Source organism: Burkholderia sp. Bp9004, assembly GCF_003858025.1.
Classification (GTDB): Bacteria; Pseudomonadota; Gammaproteobacteria; order Burkholderiales; family Burkholderiaceae; genus Burkholderia; species Burkholderia diffusa.
In genome coordinates this window covers 42,855-60,865 of record NZ_QTQD01000037.1, presented here as the reverse complement: position 1 = coordinate 60,865, position 18,011 = coordinate 42,855, and the positions used below count along the sequence as shown (strand labels likewise).

Sequence of the window (18,011 nt, the reverse complement as noted above, 5' to 3'; positions counted from 1 at the left end):
TCGCCGCCCACCTATCACACTGAAAACCATTATGGAACTCATCGAGATGCTTAAGCACCTCCTCGCGGGCGGCGCTACCATCGGCGTCATTTTTGCCATGTACTTCGCACCGTCGATTGTCGCTTACAAAGCCGATCACCGCGACTATCGCGCGATCCTCACGACAAACATTCTTGTCGGGTGGACGGGTATCGGCTGGATCATCGCCCTCATATGGGCGCAGAAACGGAGCTGATCATGCGCGAATGCGAAAGGCGCTTGAGGACTCGCAGATGAAAGTAGCGATCATCGATACCGAAACCACTGGGGTTGCGGCGCACGACGAGCCGATCAGTATAGGAATCCTGCTTGTTGAAATCGAACCAGGTTCAGGCGTTCTCGTTCGGGAAATTGGCCGATACCACGGCTTGCGCGAGCCATGTGTGCCGATCCATCCAAAGGCTCAGGCCGTACACGGCATGACTGCCGCCGATCTTTCTGGAAAGGTGCTTGACCTCGCCTGGATCACGTCACTGATCAACGAGGCAGATGTGCTGATCGCGCACAATGCTCAGTTCGACGCAAGGATGCTGGCGGTCGTCTGCGACGCTGGATCAGCAAAGTCGTGGCGCTGTTCACTCCAGCAGTTTCCGTGGCCCGCTGCCGTCGGCAGGAAGAAGCTCGATTCGGTCTGCGAGTTCTATGGCGTGGTCAAGCAGCTCCGTCATGACGCGCTTGGCGATTGCCAAGCCTTGCTTGCGGTACTTCTAATCCACACAGGGAAAACCACGCGAAGCCGAACGTATCTCGCGCTGCTCCTGGCAAAGGCGCCTGTCGTGTTCGACGCCGCGCCGCAAGCCGCCATGGGCCGATCTCCAGCATACCAGCAACCGCCCGCGTATCGTATGCTTGAACCGCGTCAGCCGGTCAGGTCCGAGTGGGACCAAGACCCGGTCGAATTCAAGCGGCCACAACGGCGGCGGCAGTCTCTGTCTGTGGCCGAGATCACGGTGTGGGCTGTTGTCTTGTTGATCGCTATGTTTGTCGGCCTTGCTGCTCATGGGTGAAGCCTTCGTCTCTTAGCTGAGGAGCGATCGCGATGCAAAGAAATTCATGCATATCTGTACTTGCGGGTGTTGTATGTGCTCTTTTCTCATTCGGCGCATGCGCGTATAGCACCAACTTTCAACCGCATATCGAAGGCGATAGCAATCGTGAATCAGACAGGCCTGAACTTAATAGTGCGCCTCATCACCTATTGTTTCTCCGAGGGGAAAAGGATCCATCCATTGAAGTTTGGCTTGGCGTACAATTCGCGACAACGAACGAACAATGCCAATCACGGTCTCAATTCCAATCTCAGATAAACGCCCTATTCCGCGACCAGTCTGTCGGAAACCTTGTTCGCGTACCATCTGGGCAGACCAATTACTCCGTACAATTTCTTTTAGATCAATACCTGCCCGGTCGATGTGGGTGGCGACCGGTGGGAATTGTGCATACGGAATTCGTTCCTGATTCGAACACTGGGTCGATTGCGCTGAGCGGTGTAACGACCATTCGAGATGATGGTGTCAGTGAATTGGCCATCGAGTGGATTTGTCAACAAAAATCGTATTCACTAAAAGGCTCGGGGCCATTGCCGTTGCATCTGAGTTGCATGTCGCATAACAAAATTGGAAAACCTGATCCTCCTATTTCTACTGACGGCGCAGTGATCGATATGAATTTTCAATTGGCGCCCGGGGTGGGACACTGAAAGCGCGCTCATGAAGAAATGAATTTTCTCTATGACGCCCGACACCCGATCTGTCGGGCTAGGGCCGGTTTCTTGGCCCCCCGGGGGCTGGAGACACTGGCTCCATCGAGACTTGCCCGTTCCCAATCGATCTGATCATGCTCGCGCAGCCGACGAAGCATCGCCAGATGCAGCCGCTCCCATACGCCGGCGTCCTGCCAGTCTCTTAGACGTCGCCAGCACGTCATACCGCTGCCGAAGCCCAACTCCTGGGGGAGGTCTTCCCAAGGAATACCGGTCTGCAGTACATACAGGATGCCGTTCAGCGCTGCTCGATCATCGACCGTGCGCCGCCGCCCGCCCTTGGGAGATGGCGTGAACTCCGAAATCAACGGTTCCAGCACCACCCACAACTCGTTACTGATTTTGCGTCTCGCCATGCCGCGACGATATGACGTTCGCAGCCTCATGTTCAGGTTGTGTTAGCGACTCTTAATCAAGCAGCTCCCCTTGGATTATGGAGAACCGGGACTGTACACAAAGGCCCCATCAATTTAGCAAGGCCTCGTCGTATCTAGGTCGATGCGGCGTCGCTAGATTCTGTATCGAGACGCGATCCTGGAATCTACCGAGCGCGGCGCGTGCATTCCAAAACTTGTGTGCGGCATGGTCCTCGCCCCGAATTGATGAAATCAGGTTACATAGCGGTTACATGGAACTCCAGTACGGAGACGTGCGCCGAGGAAGGCAACCGCAGAAGCTTGATCAGACTGGCCCGCCCTACACGATTCGAACGTGTGACCTACGGCTTAGAAGGCCGTTGCTCTATCCAACTGAGCTAAGGGCGGTCGAGGGGAAAAGACACGGCCGCACAACCCGGGCCGCATTTGACGCGAAAGGCTTCGAGCACAACACGGCACAAACCGGACTCAAAGCCCCGAAACGAAACGGGCCCAGCATGAAGCCGAGCCCGAAATTATACCCGATCATCGCGTCATATCATGCGCGACGCGCAACCGGCACCGCAACCGTCAAACCGGCTGCGGATGCAGCATGAACCACCCGAGGCAAAACACCCCGGCAATCACGCAATACACGCCGAACGAAGCCAGCCGCCCGCGCCCTTCGAAATAGCGCATCAAGAACCGCACGCTCAGATAAGCGGCAATCGCCGTCAGCACGCCACCGAGCAGCGCGTCCGCGAGCTGGTCGCGTGCATGGAACAGCTTCGGCAGTTCCAACACACCCGCCGCAAAAATGATCGGCGTGCCGAGCAGGAACGAAAACTCCGCCGCCTTTTCCGCCGTCAGCCCCGCCGCGTTACCGGCAATCATCGTCAGCCCGCTGCGCGAAAAACCCGGGACCAGCGCGCCGATCTGCGCGAGGCCCACGAAGAACGCCTGCTTGAACGTCATCTTCTCGGGCGGCTGGTGTGCACGGCTGCGCTGGATCCGATCGCCGACCCACAGCAGCACGCCGTTGATGATCAGGGCGATCGCGACGATCCGCAGGTCGTGGAACACGCGCTCGATGCGCTTCTCGAGCAGCAGGCCGACGATCCCGGTCGGGATCGTGCCGATGATCAGCGCCCACATCAGGTGTCCGTCGTCGTTCTTGCGGCCGCCGAGCTGCGCGAAGAAGCCGCTGATCAGCGCGATCCAGCGTGCGCGGAAGTACCACAGCAGTGCGAGCGCGGTGCCGAGGTGCAGCGCGACGAGGAACGGCAGCAACTGCGGTGCGTGCTTGTCGATGTGCATGCCGAACAGCGCGGGCACGAGCAGCGTGTGGCCGAGACTGCTGACGGGGAAGAGTTCGGTGACGCCCTGCAGGACGCTCAGGAATATCAGAAACCAGAGACTCACGCGTCGGTCCTTTTAGTGATGATCAATCGGGTAGAAAAGCGGACGACGCATCGCGCGTCCGAAAAAACGCGCCCCGATTATGCCCAGCCAGGATTACTGCGCCAAGGCATTTGGCCGGTTATTGCGGCAATGCACACAAACGCTTGCAACTTGTAAGCGCTCAGAAAGCAAAAAGCCCGCCATTTGCATGGCGGGCCTTTCGATTCCGGCAGAAATTGCCGTCAGCGGCCGAGCTGATAGAAAAACAATACCGTGCTGCCGGTAAACATGCCGAACAGTGCGATACCCATTGCCATTGCCAGATCCATGGCCCCCTCCACGAAGTGTCATGACCCGGCAACATCACCGGTTTAACGCCATTATCCAGACCGTCGGCAGTCTGAAAAACTCGCGATTTCCCCGAGAAGGGTTTTCCCCGACCGCCTCGCGGCCCGATAATGGAGCGCACCATCGCGCACCCGTCCACCCGTTCATACCGATTCGCCATGCCGATCTTCCAGCAGCACGACATTCATGAACTTCACGCCGGCCCGTCGCTCGTCCGGGTCGCCCCGCAATTCGGCGGCCGCCTGCTGTCGTGGCACGTCGACAACGAGCCAGTCATCTTCTGGCCGGAAGCCGCCGACTGGAGCAACCTCGCGCGCGTGCGCGGCGGCAATCCCCTGCTGTTCCCGTTCCTCGGCCGCCATCGCGTCGACGGCGAACTGGGCCGCTGGCGCGATGCCGCCGGCGTGGTCCGCGACCTGCCGATGCATGGTTTCGCGCGCGACCTCCCGTTCGCGGCACAACCGTCGGCCGACGGCGCCGCGCTGTCGATGACGCTCGATGCGAACGACGCGCTGCGCGACAGCTACCCGTTCGATTTCCGGTTCGAGACGACCTACCGGCTCGCCGATGCCCACACGCTCGACGTCGCGCTCACCACGACCAATCGCGGCGCCACGCCGCTGCCCTACTACGCGGGCCACCATTTTTACTTCGCGCTGCCGCATGGCGAGCGCGCGCAAACCACGCTCGAGCTGCCGCCGACGCGCCGCTGCATGCAGCGCGCCGACGGCTCGATCAGCCCGCTCGAGCCCGGCGAAGCATCGTACAGCCTCGGCGATGCAGACATTCTCGACCGCTTCCACTGCCTCGACGGCGCGCCGTCCGAGCCGGTGCGCATCGTGATGCCGGGCCGCCGCCGCACGATCGAGATCGCGCTCGACGTCCCGGGCTCGATCCCGTGGTACGCGGTCACGACCTGGACGGAAAAGCCGGAATCGGACTTCTACTGCGTCGAGCCGTGGCTCGGCCTGCCGGACGCGATCCACAACGGCCTCGGGCTGCGCACGCTCGCACCCGGCGCGACCGAAACGGCGGCGCTGCGGATTCGCGTGCTGCCGCTCGCCGGCTGACGTCGGCCGCACCAGCGAACCGGTGCGCGCCGGCCGCGCCCGCGGCCCGAAACTGCGGTGCTCGGGTCGAACCCGTTAAAATCGGACGTTTTGTATCGCCTGCCGCATCGCGCGCGGCGGGGTTTTGCGAGGTTCAATGTTCGGAACAACAACGAAGCGGCTCTTCGCGGCCGCCTGCGCCGCACTGCTCGTCGCGTGCGGCTCCGCACCCGTCGGCCCGGGTTACTACCGCGTCGAGCGCGGCGACACGCTCTACAAGATCGCGCGCGAGAATCGCACGTCGATGGCGAACATCGTGCGCTGGAACCAGATCACGAATCCCGACGCGATCGAGGTCGGCCAGGTGCTGCGCGTCGCGCCGCCGCCCGGCACGACGACCGCATCGACCACCGGCACCGGCAGTGCGGGCCGCAGCCGCCCCGCGCCCTCGGCGCCGGTCGAATCGGCCGTCAAGCCGGCCACCAGCATCGCGCTGATCTGGCCGGCCGCCGGCAACGTGGTGCGCAGCTTCGACGGCTCGAAATCCAAGGGCATCGATATCGCCAACGCCACGGGCACGCCGGTGCTGGCCGCCGCACCGGGCACCGTCGTCTACGCGGGCAACGGATTGCGCGGCTACGGCAACTTGATCATCCTCAAGCACAATGCCGACTACCTGACGGCCTACGCGCACAACCGTGCGCTGCTCGTGAAGGAAGGCCAGTCGGTCACGCAGGGGCAAACGATCGCGGAGATGGGCAACAGCGACAGCGATCGCGTCGCGCTGCACTTCGAGCTGCGCTACGGCGGCCGCTCGATCGATCCGGCACGCTACCTGCCGGCGCGCTGAGCGCGCCGCCGCCGAAGGAGGACGACACGCGATGCCGGCATGCATCGCATGTCGTCGCGAGGGAGATCGGTAAGGTTGTGTCAGCGCTTGCGCAGACGGCCGGTGAACCGGCCCGACAACGGATCGACGCGGCTGGCAAACGCCACCAGCGCACCGATTCCGAACAGGCTGAACCCCGCAGCTATCAGAAGCAAATCCATGGTCTCATCACTGTTTTTTCATGATCTTATGCGTCATGGCGGAATCGTGCACTGAGCCGCCCCCGTTGGACGAGTCCGCACATTCCCTATCCATCAGGCGCCATTGTGATTTCGGTCGCGTGAAATGCCGATGTAATCTATCGACCAATGCCGACGATCGACGCCAAGGAGACACGCGATGCTACCCGCCGCCGACCGCTACGACGACCTGCTCTCCCGCTTCGCGTGGGACGTTCCGGCCCGTTACAACATTGGTGTGGACGTCTGCGACAAGTGGGCTGACGGCAGCGGACGGCTCGCGCTGATTCACGAAACGACGCAAGGCGACGTGTCCCACCTCACGTTCGACGACCTGAGGAATGCTTCTAACCAGCTCGCGAACAGCTTTGCGCGTGCGGGTTTGCAACGCGGCGACCGGATCGCCATCTTCCTCGCGCAGGGCCCCGAAACCGCGATCGCCCATCTCGCCGCGTACAAACTCGGCGCGATCGCGGTGCCGCTGTTCACGCTGTTCGGCGCCGACGCGCTCGAATACCGGCTCTCGAACAGCGAAGCCGCCGCGCTCGTCACCGACGCGGCCGGTTACGCGAAGATCGCGCCGCTGCGCGCGCAACTGCCGGCGCTGCGCACGTGCTACTGCATCGGCGACGATGCGCCCGATGCGCCCGGCGTGCTGCGCTTCGACGCCGCACTGGCCGCCGAATCGCCGGATTTCGTGCCGGCGGACACCGCCGCCGACGACCCGGCGGTAATCATCTACACGTCCGGGACGACCGGGAAGCCGAAAGGCGCACTCCATGCGCATCGCGTGCTGCTGGGCCACCTGCCGGGCGTCGAGATGTCGCAGCAATGCTTTCCGCGCGACGCGCGCCTGTTCTGGACACCCGCCGACTGGGCGTGGATCGGCGGGCTCCTCGACGTGCTGCTGCCGTCATGGCACCACGGCGTGCCCGTACTCGCGCGCCGCTTCGAGAAGTTCGACGGCGAAGCCGCGTTCGCGCTGATGGCGCGGCACGGCGTGACCCATGCGTTCCTGCCGCCGACCGCGTTGAAGCTGATGCGCGCGGTGCCCGCGCCGCGCGAGCGCCATGCGCTGGCGCTGAAATCGGTCGCGAGCGGCGGAGAATCGCTCGGCACCGAACTGACCGCCTGGGGACGCGACGCGCTCGGCGTGACGATCAACGAGTTCTACGGACAGACCGAATGCAACATGGTGCTGTCGTCATGCGCGGCGCTGTTCGACGCGCAGCCCGGTGCGATCGGCAAGGCCGTGCCCGGCCATGCGGTCGCGATCGTCGACGAGCACGGCACGCCGCTCCCGCCCGGCGTCGAGGGGCGCATCGCGGTGCGTCGCCCCGACCCGGTGATGTTCCTCGAATACTGGCGCAATCCCGCCGCGACGCGCGACAAGTTCGCGGGCGACTACCTCCTCACCGGCGACACCGGCACCATCGATGACGACGGCTTCGTGCGATTCGTCGGCCGCGACGACGACGTGATCACGAGCGCCGGCTACCGGATCGGGCCGGGGCCGATTGAAGACTGCCTGCTCACGCACCCGGCAGTGCGGATGGCGGCCGTCGTCGGCGTGCCCGATCCGACGCGCACCGAGATCGTCAAGGCGTTCGTCGTGCTGAACCCCGGCCATGTCGGCGACGACGCGCTCGTGCAGGCACTGCAGGCCCACGTGCGAACGCGCCTGGCCGCGCACGAGTACCCGCGCGCGATCGCGTTCGTCGACAGCCTGCCGATGACGGCAACCGGCAAGATCGTGCGCCGCGCGCTGCGCGACGCATGAACCGGGCGCGTGCCGCCGCGCCGCGTGGCTGGCCGCGCGCCCGGATGGTTTATAGTGGCGCCCACGCAGTCTTTTCAGTACACGACCGATGTCCTCCGACCAACACGAATCCGCCGCGGGCGCGTCGCACAGCCCGCTCTACGCCAAACTCCTCGGCGAAACCGCCAAGATCGACTGGTGCGACCTCGAGCGCTTCTTCGCGCAGGGCAAGCTGCTGTCGGTCGCACGCGATCTCGATCTCGTCAGCGTCGCGGAAGCGATCGCCGGCGACGACGCCGAACAGGTCACGCGCTGGCTGTCGTCCGGTCTCGTCGCGCGCATGCCCGCGGAAACCGCCGCCGACTTCGCGGCGCGCAATCCGGAGCTGTGGGCGGTAGTGGTGTCGCCGTGGGTCTGCGTGCAGGAACGCGCCTGACGCGTTCGCCATGTCCGAATCCGCATTACCGCACGGGGCCGGCACCGGGTCGGCCGCGGTCTCGCACCGGCGCGTCCTCGCGCTCGCCTTCCCGATCGTCCTGGCGAACCTGACCCAGCCGATCCTCGGCGCGGTCGACACGGCCGTCGCCGGCCACCTCGACGGCGCGCAGTATCTCGGCGGCGTCGCGCTCGGCGGGCTGTTCTTCAACTTCGTGTTCTGGGGCTTCGGCTTCCTGCGCATGGGCACGACCGGCCTCGTCGCGCAGGCGCACGGCGCCGGCGACGCCGCCAGCATCCGGCTCAACGTGCTGCGCGCGCTGATCGTCGCGTTCGCGCTCGGCGCCGCCGTGCTCGCGCTGCAGGTGCCGCTGCTGTCATTCGCGCTGACCGCGCTGGGCGGCAGCGACGCCGTCCGCGCGACGGCGCTGGCCTATGGCCACGCACGAATCTGGAGCGCGCCGTTCGCGCTCGCGAACTACGTCGTGCTCGGCTATCTGCTCGGCGTGCAGCGCGTGCGGCTCGCGCTCGTCGCGCAGGTCTTCATCAACGCGGTGAACATCGGCGCCGTGCTGCTGTACGTGTACGGCTTCGGCTGGGGTATCGCCGGGATCGGTGCGGCGACCGCGACCGCGGACGCGTGCGGCTTCGCGCTCGGCGCATGGATGCTATGGCAACTGCGCCCGCGCGGCCTTGCGCCGCTGGCCGCGGGTGCATTGGCGGATCGCGCGGCGCTCAAGCGGCTGATCGCGCTCAATCGCGACATCTTCCTTCGCACGCTGTGCTTGCTCGGCGCGTTCGGCTGGTTCGCGCACCTGGGCGCCAAACAGGGTGACGCGACGCTCGCGGCCAACGCATTGCTGCTGAATTTCCAGACCTTCATGGCGTACGGGCTCGACGGCTTCGCGCATGCGGCCGAGGCGCTCGTCGGCGCCGCAGCCGGCGCGCGCGACCGCGCCGCATTCCGGCGGGCCGTGCGGGTCACGCTGCTGTGGTCCGCGCTCGGCGCGCTGCTGTTCGCGCTCGTCTACTGGGCGGCCGGCGGCTGGATCGTCGCACGGCTGACCGACCAGGCCGGGATCCGCGCGGTCGCGCTGCAATACCTGCCGTGGGCGGCGATCTCGCCGATCGTGTCCGTATGGGGGTTCCTGCTCGACGGCGTGTTCATCGGCGCGACGCAGACGCAATCGCTGATGCGCGCGATGGTCGTGTCGTTCGCGATCTTCATTGCCGCGACGCTGGCGGCTGTCGGCCCGTTCGGCAATCACGGGCTGTGGTTCGCGCTGCTGCTGTTCATGGTGGCGCGCGGCGCGACGCTCGCGCGCTACCTGCCGGCGCTGACGCGGCGAATCGGCGCCGACGCACCCGCAGCCGGCACCTGACGGCCACTCAGGCCGGCCGGTTTCGTCATTGCGCGGATGCGGGTGCGGGTGCTGACGGCGCAGGCGCACCGAGCATCGACGGTGGCGTCATGTCGGTCGGCACGCCGTGGTAATCGGCCGGATCTTGCGGCGGGTGGCCGCGGCGGGCCTGGCGGGGATCGCTGGAACAGCCGGCGAGAATGGACGCGGCCAGCACGGCCAGCATGAAACGGGTCATCGGTGAGGCTCCGGAAAACGGCGCGCCCATCGCGCGCCAGGACCGCGCCGAGTCTAGCGGAATTCCGGGTTAGGGGTTGTCCCGCGCATGTTCTACCATGTACCCATGGCGCTGTGCCGTTGAAAGGAGGCTGCCATGTCGTCTGAAGAGATCGCCGGCCTGATCGGTCTGTTCATCGGTCTGATGGTGCTCGTCGCCCTGTCCTATTTCGAGTCGCGCGAATACAAGCGCAGCCACGGCGGCGAAGGAATGATCCATCACTGGATGGCCGAACACCACCTGCTCGACTGGCGGCGCAAGCACTAGGCAAGCCCGCCCTGTCGTCCGGGCCGCCGCTTGCGCGGCCTGCTCCGAACGTGCGCCTGCGTGCACGGTGGGCAGTGTGTACCGCCCAAATTAACAGGGCCGGATAGAACAACTTCCTCGGAACGAACAAACGCCGTCGCGCGGCAATCTGCCGTGCGACGGCGTTCGCTTGCGTGCGCGCCTGAGCAGCGCGCTGCGATCAGAATGGCTCAGCCCAGAAAGTGCCGGGCGTAGCGGGCGTTGATGTCCGACAGCCGGAACAGCGTCAGGAAGTCCGCGCAGTTGAAGTCGGGATCCCACGCCGGAGCACCGCAAATCTTCGCACCGAGACGCAGGTAGCCCTTGATCAGCGGCGGCGGTGCGACGACGGTGCCCGTCTGCAGTTCGTCGACCGGCAGCGCCGTATGAGGGAACGCGCGGTATTCCGGCGCCGTCAGCGAGTTGGCCGGCAGCGACTGATACAGGTTCGCCGCATAGTGCCCGCCGTCGGCCATCGACACGCTCGCGCAGCCGAGCATCGTCTCGTAGCCGTTCTGCATCATGTACGCGCCGAGACCGCCCCAGAGCGCCATGATGACGGCGCCGCTGCGGTAGTCGCTGTGCACGCACGAGCGGCCGACCTCGACCATCTTGCCGCGCAGGTGCGTCAGGCGCGACAGGTCGAATTCGCCTTCGGCGTACAGACGGCCGACACGCGCGGCCTGGTGCGGCGGCAGCACACGGTACGTGCCGACCACCTTCAGCGTGTCGAGATCGCGCACCAGCAGATGATCGCAATAGGCGTCGAACGGATCGACGTCGAGACCGGATGGACCGCTGACCTGCGCGCCCATCTCTTCGGCGAACACGGTGTAACGCAGGTGCTGGGCCTCGCGCAGTTCGTCTTCCGTGCGGGCCCAGGCGGCCCGCAGACGGAACTCGGATGTGACGGTTTCAGCAGCGCGCGGCAGGTGACGCCGCGACGTGTCGAGGGGAAGCGAGGCAAAGGGGAGCGTAGGCGTCGGCAGTTCTCGCATTAGGCTTTCCTGATCGTAAGGAATAGGACGACATGCCAGCCAATGTAGTAACCGGTCGTTACCGTTCTGTGGCACGACCGTGTCCTTTCAATGACGTGTCGCCGAATTGACTTTAGCAGAAAGCCTGCGAAACCGTATGATCAATGCCTTCGAACCCCGTCAGACAAGGTCTGGCGTCAATACCGCGCGCAGCACGGCCTGACGGCTGCCGTCGCGCGTGCGGCTCGCGAGCCACACGATACCGCCCTTCTTGACGCTCCAGCTGTCGCCGTTGCCGGCGATCAGCTGCGCCGCGACGCTGCCGAGCGTCGGCTGGTGCCCGACGATCACGACCGTCGGCGCGATGCCGTCGGGCCACCCGGCGGCCGCCAGCACGTCGTCGACGCTGCCGCCCGGCGCGAGCGCATCGACGGTCCGGTATTGGTCGGTCAGCGCCTCGACGGTCTGCACGGTGCGCGCCGCCGGGCTGGCGAGGATCACGCTGCTCGACTCGAGCCGGCCGCGCAGCCATTTGGCCATGGCCTGCGCTTCCTTGCGCCCGCGGGCCGTCAACTGGCGCGCGAGGTCGCTTGCCGCGTAGTCCTCGGCTTCGGCGTGGCGCCACAGGATCAGGTTCATCATGATGTCTCTCCATGCTTCGACGAATGATCCGGCCACACGCTCGCAGGCCGGACGATCACGCTTCGAATTGTCGCCAATCGTGAGCGTTTCGTGATGACGTGCGCCTTGTGCAAAACGTGATTGACCCAGTTACCCATTAGACGATAGAATCTTTGGCTCGTCGGAGCGTAGCGCAGCCTGGTAGCGCATCTGATTTGGGATCAGAGGGTCGTAGGTTCGAATCCTATCGCTCCGACCACGAGATACACGATAAGGGTTGCAAGCCATCGCGCTTGCAGCCCTTTTTCGTTTGGTCCGCCGCCCGCTTGCGCCACCGGTGCCGTACCGCCCGCAGCCCGCGCACGAAAATTGCGGGAACACGCGATAATGTCCGCGACCAACCCGCAATCGCGCATGAAAAACCACGTTTTCAAGACTGCCCTGCTCGGCGTGCTGCTCGCAATCGGCACCCTCGGTGCGTCCGGCGTCGCATCGGCCAAGTCGCTCGATGACGCGCTCGACTGCCATTCGAACGGCCACAAGTTCGTCGCGCCGCTGCTCGCGGCAGGTGACATCCAGTCGGAGCCGATGCACGTCGAATCGAATTCGGTGAACGCATTCCGCACGAACCATCCGCTGACCGCCTACGGCTTCGGCGTCTATGTCGTGCTCGGCTACCAGGCGAACGATCCGATTTTCCAGCCCGGCGACGGCACGCCGATCGGCAACTGGGCATACGGCGTCGTGGTGCGCGGCACGAAGAACGCGGTCGAGCAGGCCGTGCGCAAGGCCGGCAGCGACGCGACCGTCAAGCAGGCATTCCCGTTCCTGACCGCGATCGTGTGCTCGGACTGAGCGCATCGCAAGGCAGCCTGGCGGCGCGAGCGCGCCGCCGTCGTGCCGGCGCGTCACGCGCCCGTATAAACCACGCGGTACGGAATACCGACCTTCTCCCACTCGGCCGCTTCCTGGCTGAGGCTGTAGTCGGTCAGCGGGTTCTGCTCGACCCATGCGCCCGGCAGGCGCACTTCATACCCGCCCTTCTTCATCTGCGACACGGAAATGTCCGGCAGCCCGGCATCGGTCCGGCGCCGGCACAGCAGCGCCGCGAGCCTCAGGCAGAACAACAACGGCCATTCGACGTCGCGCGCCTGCGACAGCTTGCCGAGCTTGCCCGCATGCCCGAGCACGAGCGCGGCAAGGCGCGCCTGGTCGGTGCGCGAGAAACCCGGCATGTCGGCGTTGCTCGCGATATAGGCCGAATGCTTGTGATACGAGCTGTGCGAAATCGACAGGCCGATCTCGTGCAACGCGGCGGCCCAACCGAGGAACATCCTGCCTTCCTCGCGTTCTTCGTCGTCGGATTCGTCGAGCTCGTCGTAGAACCGCACCGCGAGCGCACCGATACGCCCGGCCTGCGCGCGATCGACGCCGTAGCGGCGCGTGAAGCCCTCGACGGTCACCGCGCGCATGTCCTCGTGCTGGGTCCGGCCGAGCAGGTCATACAGTACGCCGAGACGCAGCGCGCCGTCGGTGGTATCGACGTAGTCGACCCCCAGTTCCTCGAATACCGCGAGCATGATCGCAAGGCCGCCGGCGAGCACCGGCACGCGATCGGGCTTCAGCGCGATCAGCTTCAGCCGGTTCACGTTCTCGGACTTGATCAGCGCGCGCTTCAGGCGTTCGAGCCCGCCGCGTGAAATGCCGTGCGTGATGCCCGCGTCGTTGAAGCCGTTCGCCTCGACGAGCTCGGCGAGCGCACGCGCCGTGCCGGACGAACCGATCGCCTGGTCCCATCCGGCCTTCTTGTACTCGCTGGAAATGATCTGGATCTCGCGCTTGGCCGCGAGTTCGGCCTGCCGCATCGTGTATTCGTCGACGTTGCCGGCCGGGAAGAACGCGCGGCTATGGCTCACGCAGCCGATGTAGAGGCTCTCCATCACGATCGGCGTGTAGTGCGAGCCGATGATGAATTCGGTCGAGCCACCGCCGATGTCGACGACGAGCCGCTTGCCGGCGCTCGCTGGCACCGAATGTGCGGCGCCCGCATAGATCAGACGCGCCTCTTCGCGGCCCGCGATCACTTCGATCGGAAAACCGAGCGCCGCTTCGGCCTCGCCGAGAAATTCGCCCGCGTTCTTCGCGACGCGCAGCGTGTTGGTCGCCACCGCGCGCACATGATCGGGATGGAAATCGCGCAGGCGCTCGCCGAACCGCTTGAGCGCCTCCCAGCCACGCTCCTGCGACGCGCGATCGAGCATCTTGTCGCTCGACAGGCCCGCGGCCAGTCGAACGGGCTCGCGCAGCGCATCGACGGGATAGATCTGGCTGCCCGCCGGCGTTTCCTCGACGCGCCCGACGATCAGCCGAAAGCTGTTCGAGCCGAGATCGACGGCAGCCAGCAAGTGGGGGGATGTAACCATCAGAAGGGGGCTCCGTGCGCGTTCGCCCGCGGCAGCCGGCCGGCCACGCTGGGCGATCAATCAAAGGCGACATTTTAAGCGTGGAACGCTTGCCGTTGCCACGCTTCACGGGCATGTACACGGGTAGATTGTATATGGCCGAAACATTTATGAGACAAAACGGTTCAGGCGTAGAATTTCCCGATATAAATACATTATCGTCATCAGCACGTCATCGTACCGTGAGAGTTTCCGAGCGTCCTTTCGAATCATCGCCCGAATCCCCCCCTACTCTGCCGATGTCCGTCCGCTATCCGCTTCTCAATCGTGAACTCGGCATCCTCGGTTTCAACGAGCGCGTGCTGGCCCAAGCGGCTGACCCGCAGATTCCGTTGCTCGAGCGACTCCGCTTCATCTGCATCACGAGCAGCAACCTCGACGAATTTTTCGAAGTCCGGATGGCCGGCCTTCAGGAACAGATCCGCGACAACCCGGGCGCACTGACCCCCGACGGCATGTCGCTGCAGCACGCTTACGACCTGGTCGTCGAGCGTGCGCAACGGCTCGTTCACCGCCAGTACACGATGCTGCACGATACCGTGCTGCCCGCGCTCGAACAGGAAGGCATCTACTTCCACGCGAGCGACACGTGGAACGAAGAGCAGCTCGAATGGGCGCGCCGCTACTTCCTCGATGAACTGCTGCCGGTGCTGACGCCGATCGGCCTCGATCCCGCGCACCCGTTCCCGCGCGTGCTGAACAAGAGCCTGAACTTCGTCGTCGAGCTCGAGGGCCGAGACGCGTTCGGCCGCCAGGCGGTGATGGGCATCGTGCAGGCGCCGCGCGCGCTGCCGCGCGTCGTGCGCATGCCGCAGGCGCTGTCGGGCTTCGAGCACGGCTTCGTGCTGCTCAGCTCGTTCATGCAGCGCTTCGTCGGCGAACTGTTCCCGCAACTGGTCGTGAAAAGCTGCAACCAGTTTCGCATCACGCGCAACAGCGAGCTCTTCGTCGACGAGGACGAAATCACCAACCTGCGCGTCGCGCTGCAGGGCGAGCTGCCCGCGCGCCACCTCGGCAACGCGGTACGGCTCGAAGTGTCGGCCGATACGCCGGCGCATATCGTTCGGCGCCTGCTCGAGGAAAGCCTGCTCAGCGAGAAGGACTGCTATCGCGTGGCCGGCTCCGTGAACCTCGTGCGACTGATGCAGATCCCCGATCTCGTCGATCGCCCCGACCTGAAGTTCGCGCCGTTCGCCGCGTCGATCCCGCCTGCGATCGTCAACGCGCCGACGATGTTCGACGCGATCGACGACGGCGACATCCTGCTGCACCATCCGTACGAAAGTTTCCAGCCGGTGCTCGAACTGCTGCAGCAGGCCGCGAAGGACCCGAGCGTCGTCGCGATCAAGCAGACGATCTACCGCACCGGCACCGATTCGCCGTTGATGGACGCGCTGATGGAAGCCGCCCGCAACGGCAAGGAAGTGACCGTCGTCGTCGAGCTGCTCGCGCGCTTCGACGAGGAAACCAACATCAACTGGGCGTCGCAGCTCGAAGCCGTCGGCGCGCACGTCGTGTACGGCGTGGTCGGCCACAAGTGCCACGCGAAGATGATGCTGATCGTGCGACGCGTCGTGCAGAACGGCAAGGCGTCGCTGCGCCGCTACGTGCACCTCGGCACCGGCAACTATCACCCGCGCACCGCCCGCCTCTACACCGACTTCGGCCTGATGACGGCCGACCAGAAAATCTGCGAGGACGTCCACCACGTCTTCCAGCAACTGACCGGGATCGGCGGCGAGCTCACGCTGCACGAGCTGTGGCAGTCGCCGTTCTCGCTGCATCCGCGCATCATCGAATCGATCCGCGCGGAAATCGACAATGCGCGCGCCGGCAAGCGCGCGCGCGTGGTCGCGAAGATGAACGCGCTGCTGGAGCCGTCGGTGATCGCCGCGCTGTACGAAGCGTCGCAGGCCGGCGTCAAGGTCGACCTGATCGTGCGCGGCGTGTGCGCGCTGAAGCCCGGCGTGCCGGGGCTGTCGGAAAACATCACGGTCCGCTCGATCGTCGGGCGCTTCCTCGAACACCACCGCATCTACTATTTCCACGCGGGCGGCGCGGAGGACGTCTATCTGTCGAGCGCCGACTGGATGGACCGCAACCTGTTCCGCCGCGTCGAAGTCGCGTTCCCGATCCGCGAGCGCAAGCTGAAGCGCCGCGTGATCGCCGAAGGGCTGTCGGTCTGCCTCGGCGACAACCAGTCGGCCTGGCAGATGCTCAGCGACGGCCACTACCGCCGGCGCCGTGCAGGCAAGACGCTCCGCAACGCGCAGCTCGGGCTACTCGCGAAGTTCTGTTCGTAGACACGGGGCGGCGCGCGGTTTCGCGTGCCGCGCCACCAAACAAAAAAGCACAGCCCACGGGCTGTGCTTTTTTGTTTGCGGCGCATTTGCGTTGGGATGCCGACGTCAGGCACCCGATTCGCGTCACGCGCTCATGCTTCGAACGCGGCCGGCCGGATCGCGATGATTCGCGAGGCCGGGAAGCGCGCGGTGAACGTGCTGCCGCGCCCCTCCTCGCTCTGCACGTACAGGTGAGAGTCGTGCCGCTGCAGCACGTGCTTGACGATCGCGAGGCCGAGCCCCGTGCCGCCCGTATCGCGCGAGCGGCTGCGGTCGACGCGGTAGAAGCGCTCGGTCAGCCGCGGCAGGTCGGCGGCCGGGATGCCGAAGCCGCTGTCGGTGACCGAGAACACGCCTTGCGCGCCCTCGCGCCGCCACGACACGAAGATCTTGCCACCGTCCGGCGTATAGCGGATCGCATTGGTCACGAGATTCGCGAACGCACTGAACACTTCGGTCTGCGCGCCCGTGACGCCGAGCGTCTCGTCGATCGTGAACGCAATCTCGTGATGCCCGTTCGACAGCGTCTGCGCATCCTCCTTCAGATGGTCGAACACAGCACGCATGTCGATCGCGTGATCCATCGGCGGCTTGCTTTCGCCCTCGAGCTTCGCGAGCACCAGCAGATCGGTGACGATGTGCCGCATCCGCGACGCCTGCTGCTCCATCATCTCGAGATAGCGCGCGCGATCTTCCTCGTTCAGCGGCAGTTCGCGCATCGTCTCGAGGAAGCCCGACAGCACGGTGAGCGGCGTCTTCAGTTCGTGCGATACGTTCGCGACGAAGTCGCGCCGCATCGCGTCGGTCCGCTCGAGCTCCGTGATGTCCTGCGTGAGCAGCAGCTTGCGGTTCTCGCCGTACGGAAACACCTGCACTTCCAGCACGTTCTGCCGCGAGTCGCCCATCCCGCGCATCACGAGCGTCTCGTCGTAATGCTGCGCGTTCAGGTAGCGGACGAATTCCGGATGACGAACCAGGTTCGTGATGTGCTGGCGCAGGTCGCGCTTCGCATCGAGGCCGAAATGCACCTCGGCGATCGCGTTGCACCACTCGATCTGGTCATGGTCGTCGAGCATCGCGACGCCGTTCGGCGACGCCTGGATCGCCTGGATGAAGCGCGAATGCTGCTGCTCGACCTGCCGCACCTGCGCATGCCATTGCTTCGCGAGCTTGTGCAGCCGGTAATAGATTTCACCCCAGATGCCCGGCGCGCTCGGCACCTCGCCGTAGACGGGCGCATCGAGCAGACGCCACAGGCGTTGCGTATGGAAGGTACTGAAGAAGCCCTGCGCGACCAGCATCACGACCGCGAACCCGAGGCCCGCGATCGGGCCGGCGAACACGCCGACCAATACGCTGATCAGCACGAGCAGCACGAGCGACACGAGAAAGCGCGCCCAGATGATGTTCATGTTTCAGCGCCCGAAAGAATGAACGGCATGCCGTGGCACACGGCATGTCCGGATACG

The 18,011-nt window shown here is 65.0% G+C and carries 16 protein-coding genes, 2 tRNA genes and 1 pseudogene; 11 read left to right on the top strand and 8 right to left on the bottom strand.

The features are described from left to right. Positions 1-31: 31 nt before the first annotated feature. Together DIE08_RS30395 and DIE08_RS30390 are read left to right on the top strand one after the other, a co-directional pair. The gene (locus DIE08_RS30395; protein WP_221622513.1) at positions 32-235 is read left to right on the top strand and encodes a superinfection immunity protein; all 204 of its coding nucleotides are present in this window, start codon (positions 32-34) and stop codon (positions 233-235) included. A gap of 37 nt (positions 236-272) precedes the next feature. Then, a complete protein-coding gene (locus tag DIE08_RS30390) occupies positions 273-1,046 on the top strand; it encodes an exonuclease domain-containing protein (RefSeq protein ID WP_185715917.1) in 774 nt (257 codons plus the stop codon). A gap of 737 nt (positions 1,047-1,783) precedes the next feature. Here the strand turns inward: DIE08_RS30390 and DIE08_RS30385 are convergent. From DIE08_RS30385 to DIE08_RS30375, 3 genes and pseudogenes are all read right to left on the bottom strand, one after another. Continuing rightward, positions 1,784-2,157, bottom strand: a pseudogene (locus tag DIE08_RS30385) (transposase); the annotation flags it as partial. Between the two features lie 331 nt (positions 2,158-2,488). Continuing rightward, a tRNA-Arg gene (locus tag DIE08_RS30380) sits at positions 2,489-2,565 on the bottom strand. Positions 2,566-2,748: 183 nt separating this feature from the next. Beyond that, on the bottom strand, positions 2,749-3,579 hold the full coding sequence (locus tag DIE08_RS30375) for an undecaprenyl-diphosphate phosphatase (RefSeq protein ID WP_124905270.1): 831 nt from the start codon (positions 3,577-3,579) through the stop codon (positions 2,749-2,751). Positions 3,580-4,064: 485 nt separating this feature from the next. On the opposite strand from DIE08_RS30375, the gene DIE08_RS30370 reads away from it, so the two are divergent. From DIE08_RS30370 to DIE08_RS30350, 5 genes are all read left to right on the top strand, one after another. Further along, positions 4,065-4,976 carry an aldose epimerase gene (locus tag DIE08_RS30370; RefSeq protein ID WP_124905268.1) on the top strand — a complete coding sequence of 304 codons (912 nt, stop codon included), beginning with the start codon at positions 4,065-4,067 and terminating at the stop codon, positions 4,974-4,976. Between the two features lie 136 nt (positions 4,977-5,112). Beyond that, entirely contained in the window at positions 5,113-5,805 is a 693-nt protein-coding gene (locus tag DIE08_RS30365) for a peptidoglycan DD-metalloendopeptidase family protein (RefSeq protein WP_059606395.1), read from the top strand. Positions 5,806-6,183: 378 nt separating this feature from the next. Continuing rightward, positions 6,184-7,803 (top strand): acyl-CoA synthetase, encoded by a 1,620-nt coding sequence (locus tag DIE08_RS30360; protein WP_124905266.1) that lies wholly within the window; start codon positions 6,184-6,186, stop codon positions 7,801-7,803. 88 nt (positions 7,804-7,891) lie between these two features. Continuing rightward, positions 7,892-8,218, top strand: a complete 327-nt coding sequence (locus DIE08_RS30355; RefSeq protein WP_059606389.1) for a DUF2288 domain-containing protein — start codon at positions 7,892-7,894, stop codon at positions 8,216-8,218. 10 nt (positions 8,219-8,228) lie between these two features. Beyond that, a complete protein-coding gene (locus tag DIE08_RS30350) occupies positions 8,229-9,599 on the top strand; it encodes an MATE family efflux transporter (protein ID WP_124905264.1) in 1,371 nt (456 codons plus the stop codon). 25 nt (positions 9,600-9,624) lie between these two features. Here the strand turns inward: DIE08_RS30350 and DIE08_RS30345 are convergent, their stop codons facing one another. Next, complete coding sequence (locus tag DIE08_RS30345; protein ID WP_124905262.1) at positions 9,625-9,816, bottom strand: hypothetical protein; 192 nt, start codon at positions 9,814-9,816, stop codon at positions 9,625-9,627. A 135-nt stretch (positions 9,817-9,951) separates the two neighbouring features. On the opposite strand from DIE08_RS30345, the gene DIE08_RS35810 reads away from it, so the two are divergent. Further along, entirely contained in the window at positions 9,952-10,122 is a 171-nt protein-coding gene (locus tag DIE08_RS35810; protein ID WP_162840567.1) for a hypothetical protein, read from the top strand. 209 nt (positions 10,123-10,331) lie between these two features. Here the strand turns inward: DIE08_RS35810 and DIE08_RS30340 are convergent, their stop codons facing one another. Both DIE08_RS30340 and sixA read right to left on the bottom strand, forming a co-directional pair. After that, positions 10,332-11,138 carry a GNAT family N-acetyltransferase gene (locus DIE08_RS30340; protein ID WP_124905260.1) on the bottom strand — a complete coding sequence of 269 codons (807 nt, stop codon included), beginning with the start codon at positions 11,136-11,138 and terminating at the stop codon, positions 10,332-10,334. Between the two features lie 159 nt (positions 11,139-11,297). Then, positions 11,298-11,759, bottom strand: a complete 462-nt coding sequence (sixA, locus tag DIE08_RS30335) for a phosphohistidine phosphatase SixA (RefSeq protein WP_059606379.1) — start codon at positions 11,757-11,759, stop codon at positions 11,298-11,300. A gap of 161 nt (positions 11,760-11,920) precedes the next feature. Between sixA and DIE08_RS30330 the strand changes: the two genes are divergently transcribed. Beyond that, positions 11,921-11,997 (top strand) — tRNA-Pro (locus DIE08_RS30330). Between the two features lie 155 nt (positions 11,998-12,152). After that, positions 12,153-12,593: a hypothetical protein gene (locus DIE08_RS30325; protein ID WP_124626652.1), complete on the top strand. Its 441-nt coding sequence runs from the start codon at positions 12,153-12,155 to the stop codon at positions 12,591-12,593. 53 nt (positions 12,594-12,646) lie between these two features. Here the strand turns inward: DIE08_RS30325 and ppx are convergent, their stop codons facing one another. Then, on the bottom strand, positions 12,647-14,161 hold the full coding sequence (gene ppx, locus DIE08_RS30320; RefSeq protein WP_059603629.1) for an exopolyphosphatase: 1,515 nt from the start codon (positions 14,159-14,161) through the stop codon (positions 12,647-12,649). Between the two features lie 278 nt (positions 14,162-14,439). Between ppx and ppk1 the strand changes: the two genes are divergently transcribed. Next, on the top strand, positions 14,440-16,503 hold the full coding sequence (ppk1, locus tag DIE08_RS30315) for a polyphosphate kinase 1 (protein ID WP_124626654.1): 2,064 nt from the start codon (positions 14,440-14,442) through the stop codon (positions 16,501-16,503). A gap of 131 nt (positions 16,504-16,634) precedes the next feature. On the opposite strand, the gene phoR is transcribed toward ppk1, so the two are convergent. After that, a complete protein-coding gene (phoR, locus tag DIE08_RS30310) occupies positions 16,635-17,954 on the bottom strand; it encodes a phosphate regulon sensor histidine kinase PhoR (RefSeq protein ID WP_124626656.1) in 1,320 nt (439 codons plus the stop codon). Between the last annotated feature and the right edge of the window lie 57 nt (positions 17,955-18,011).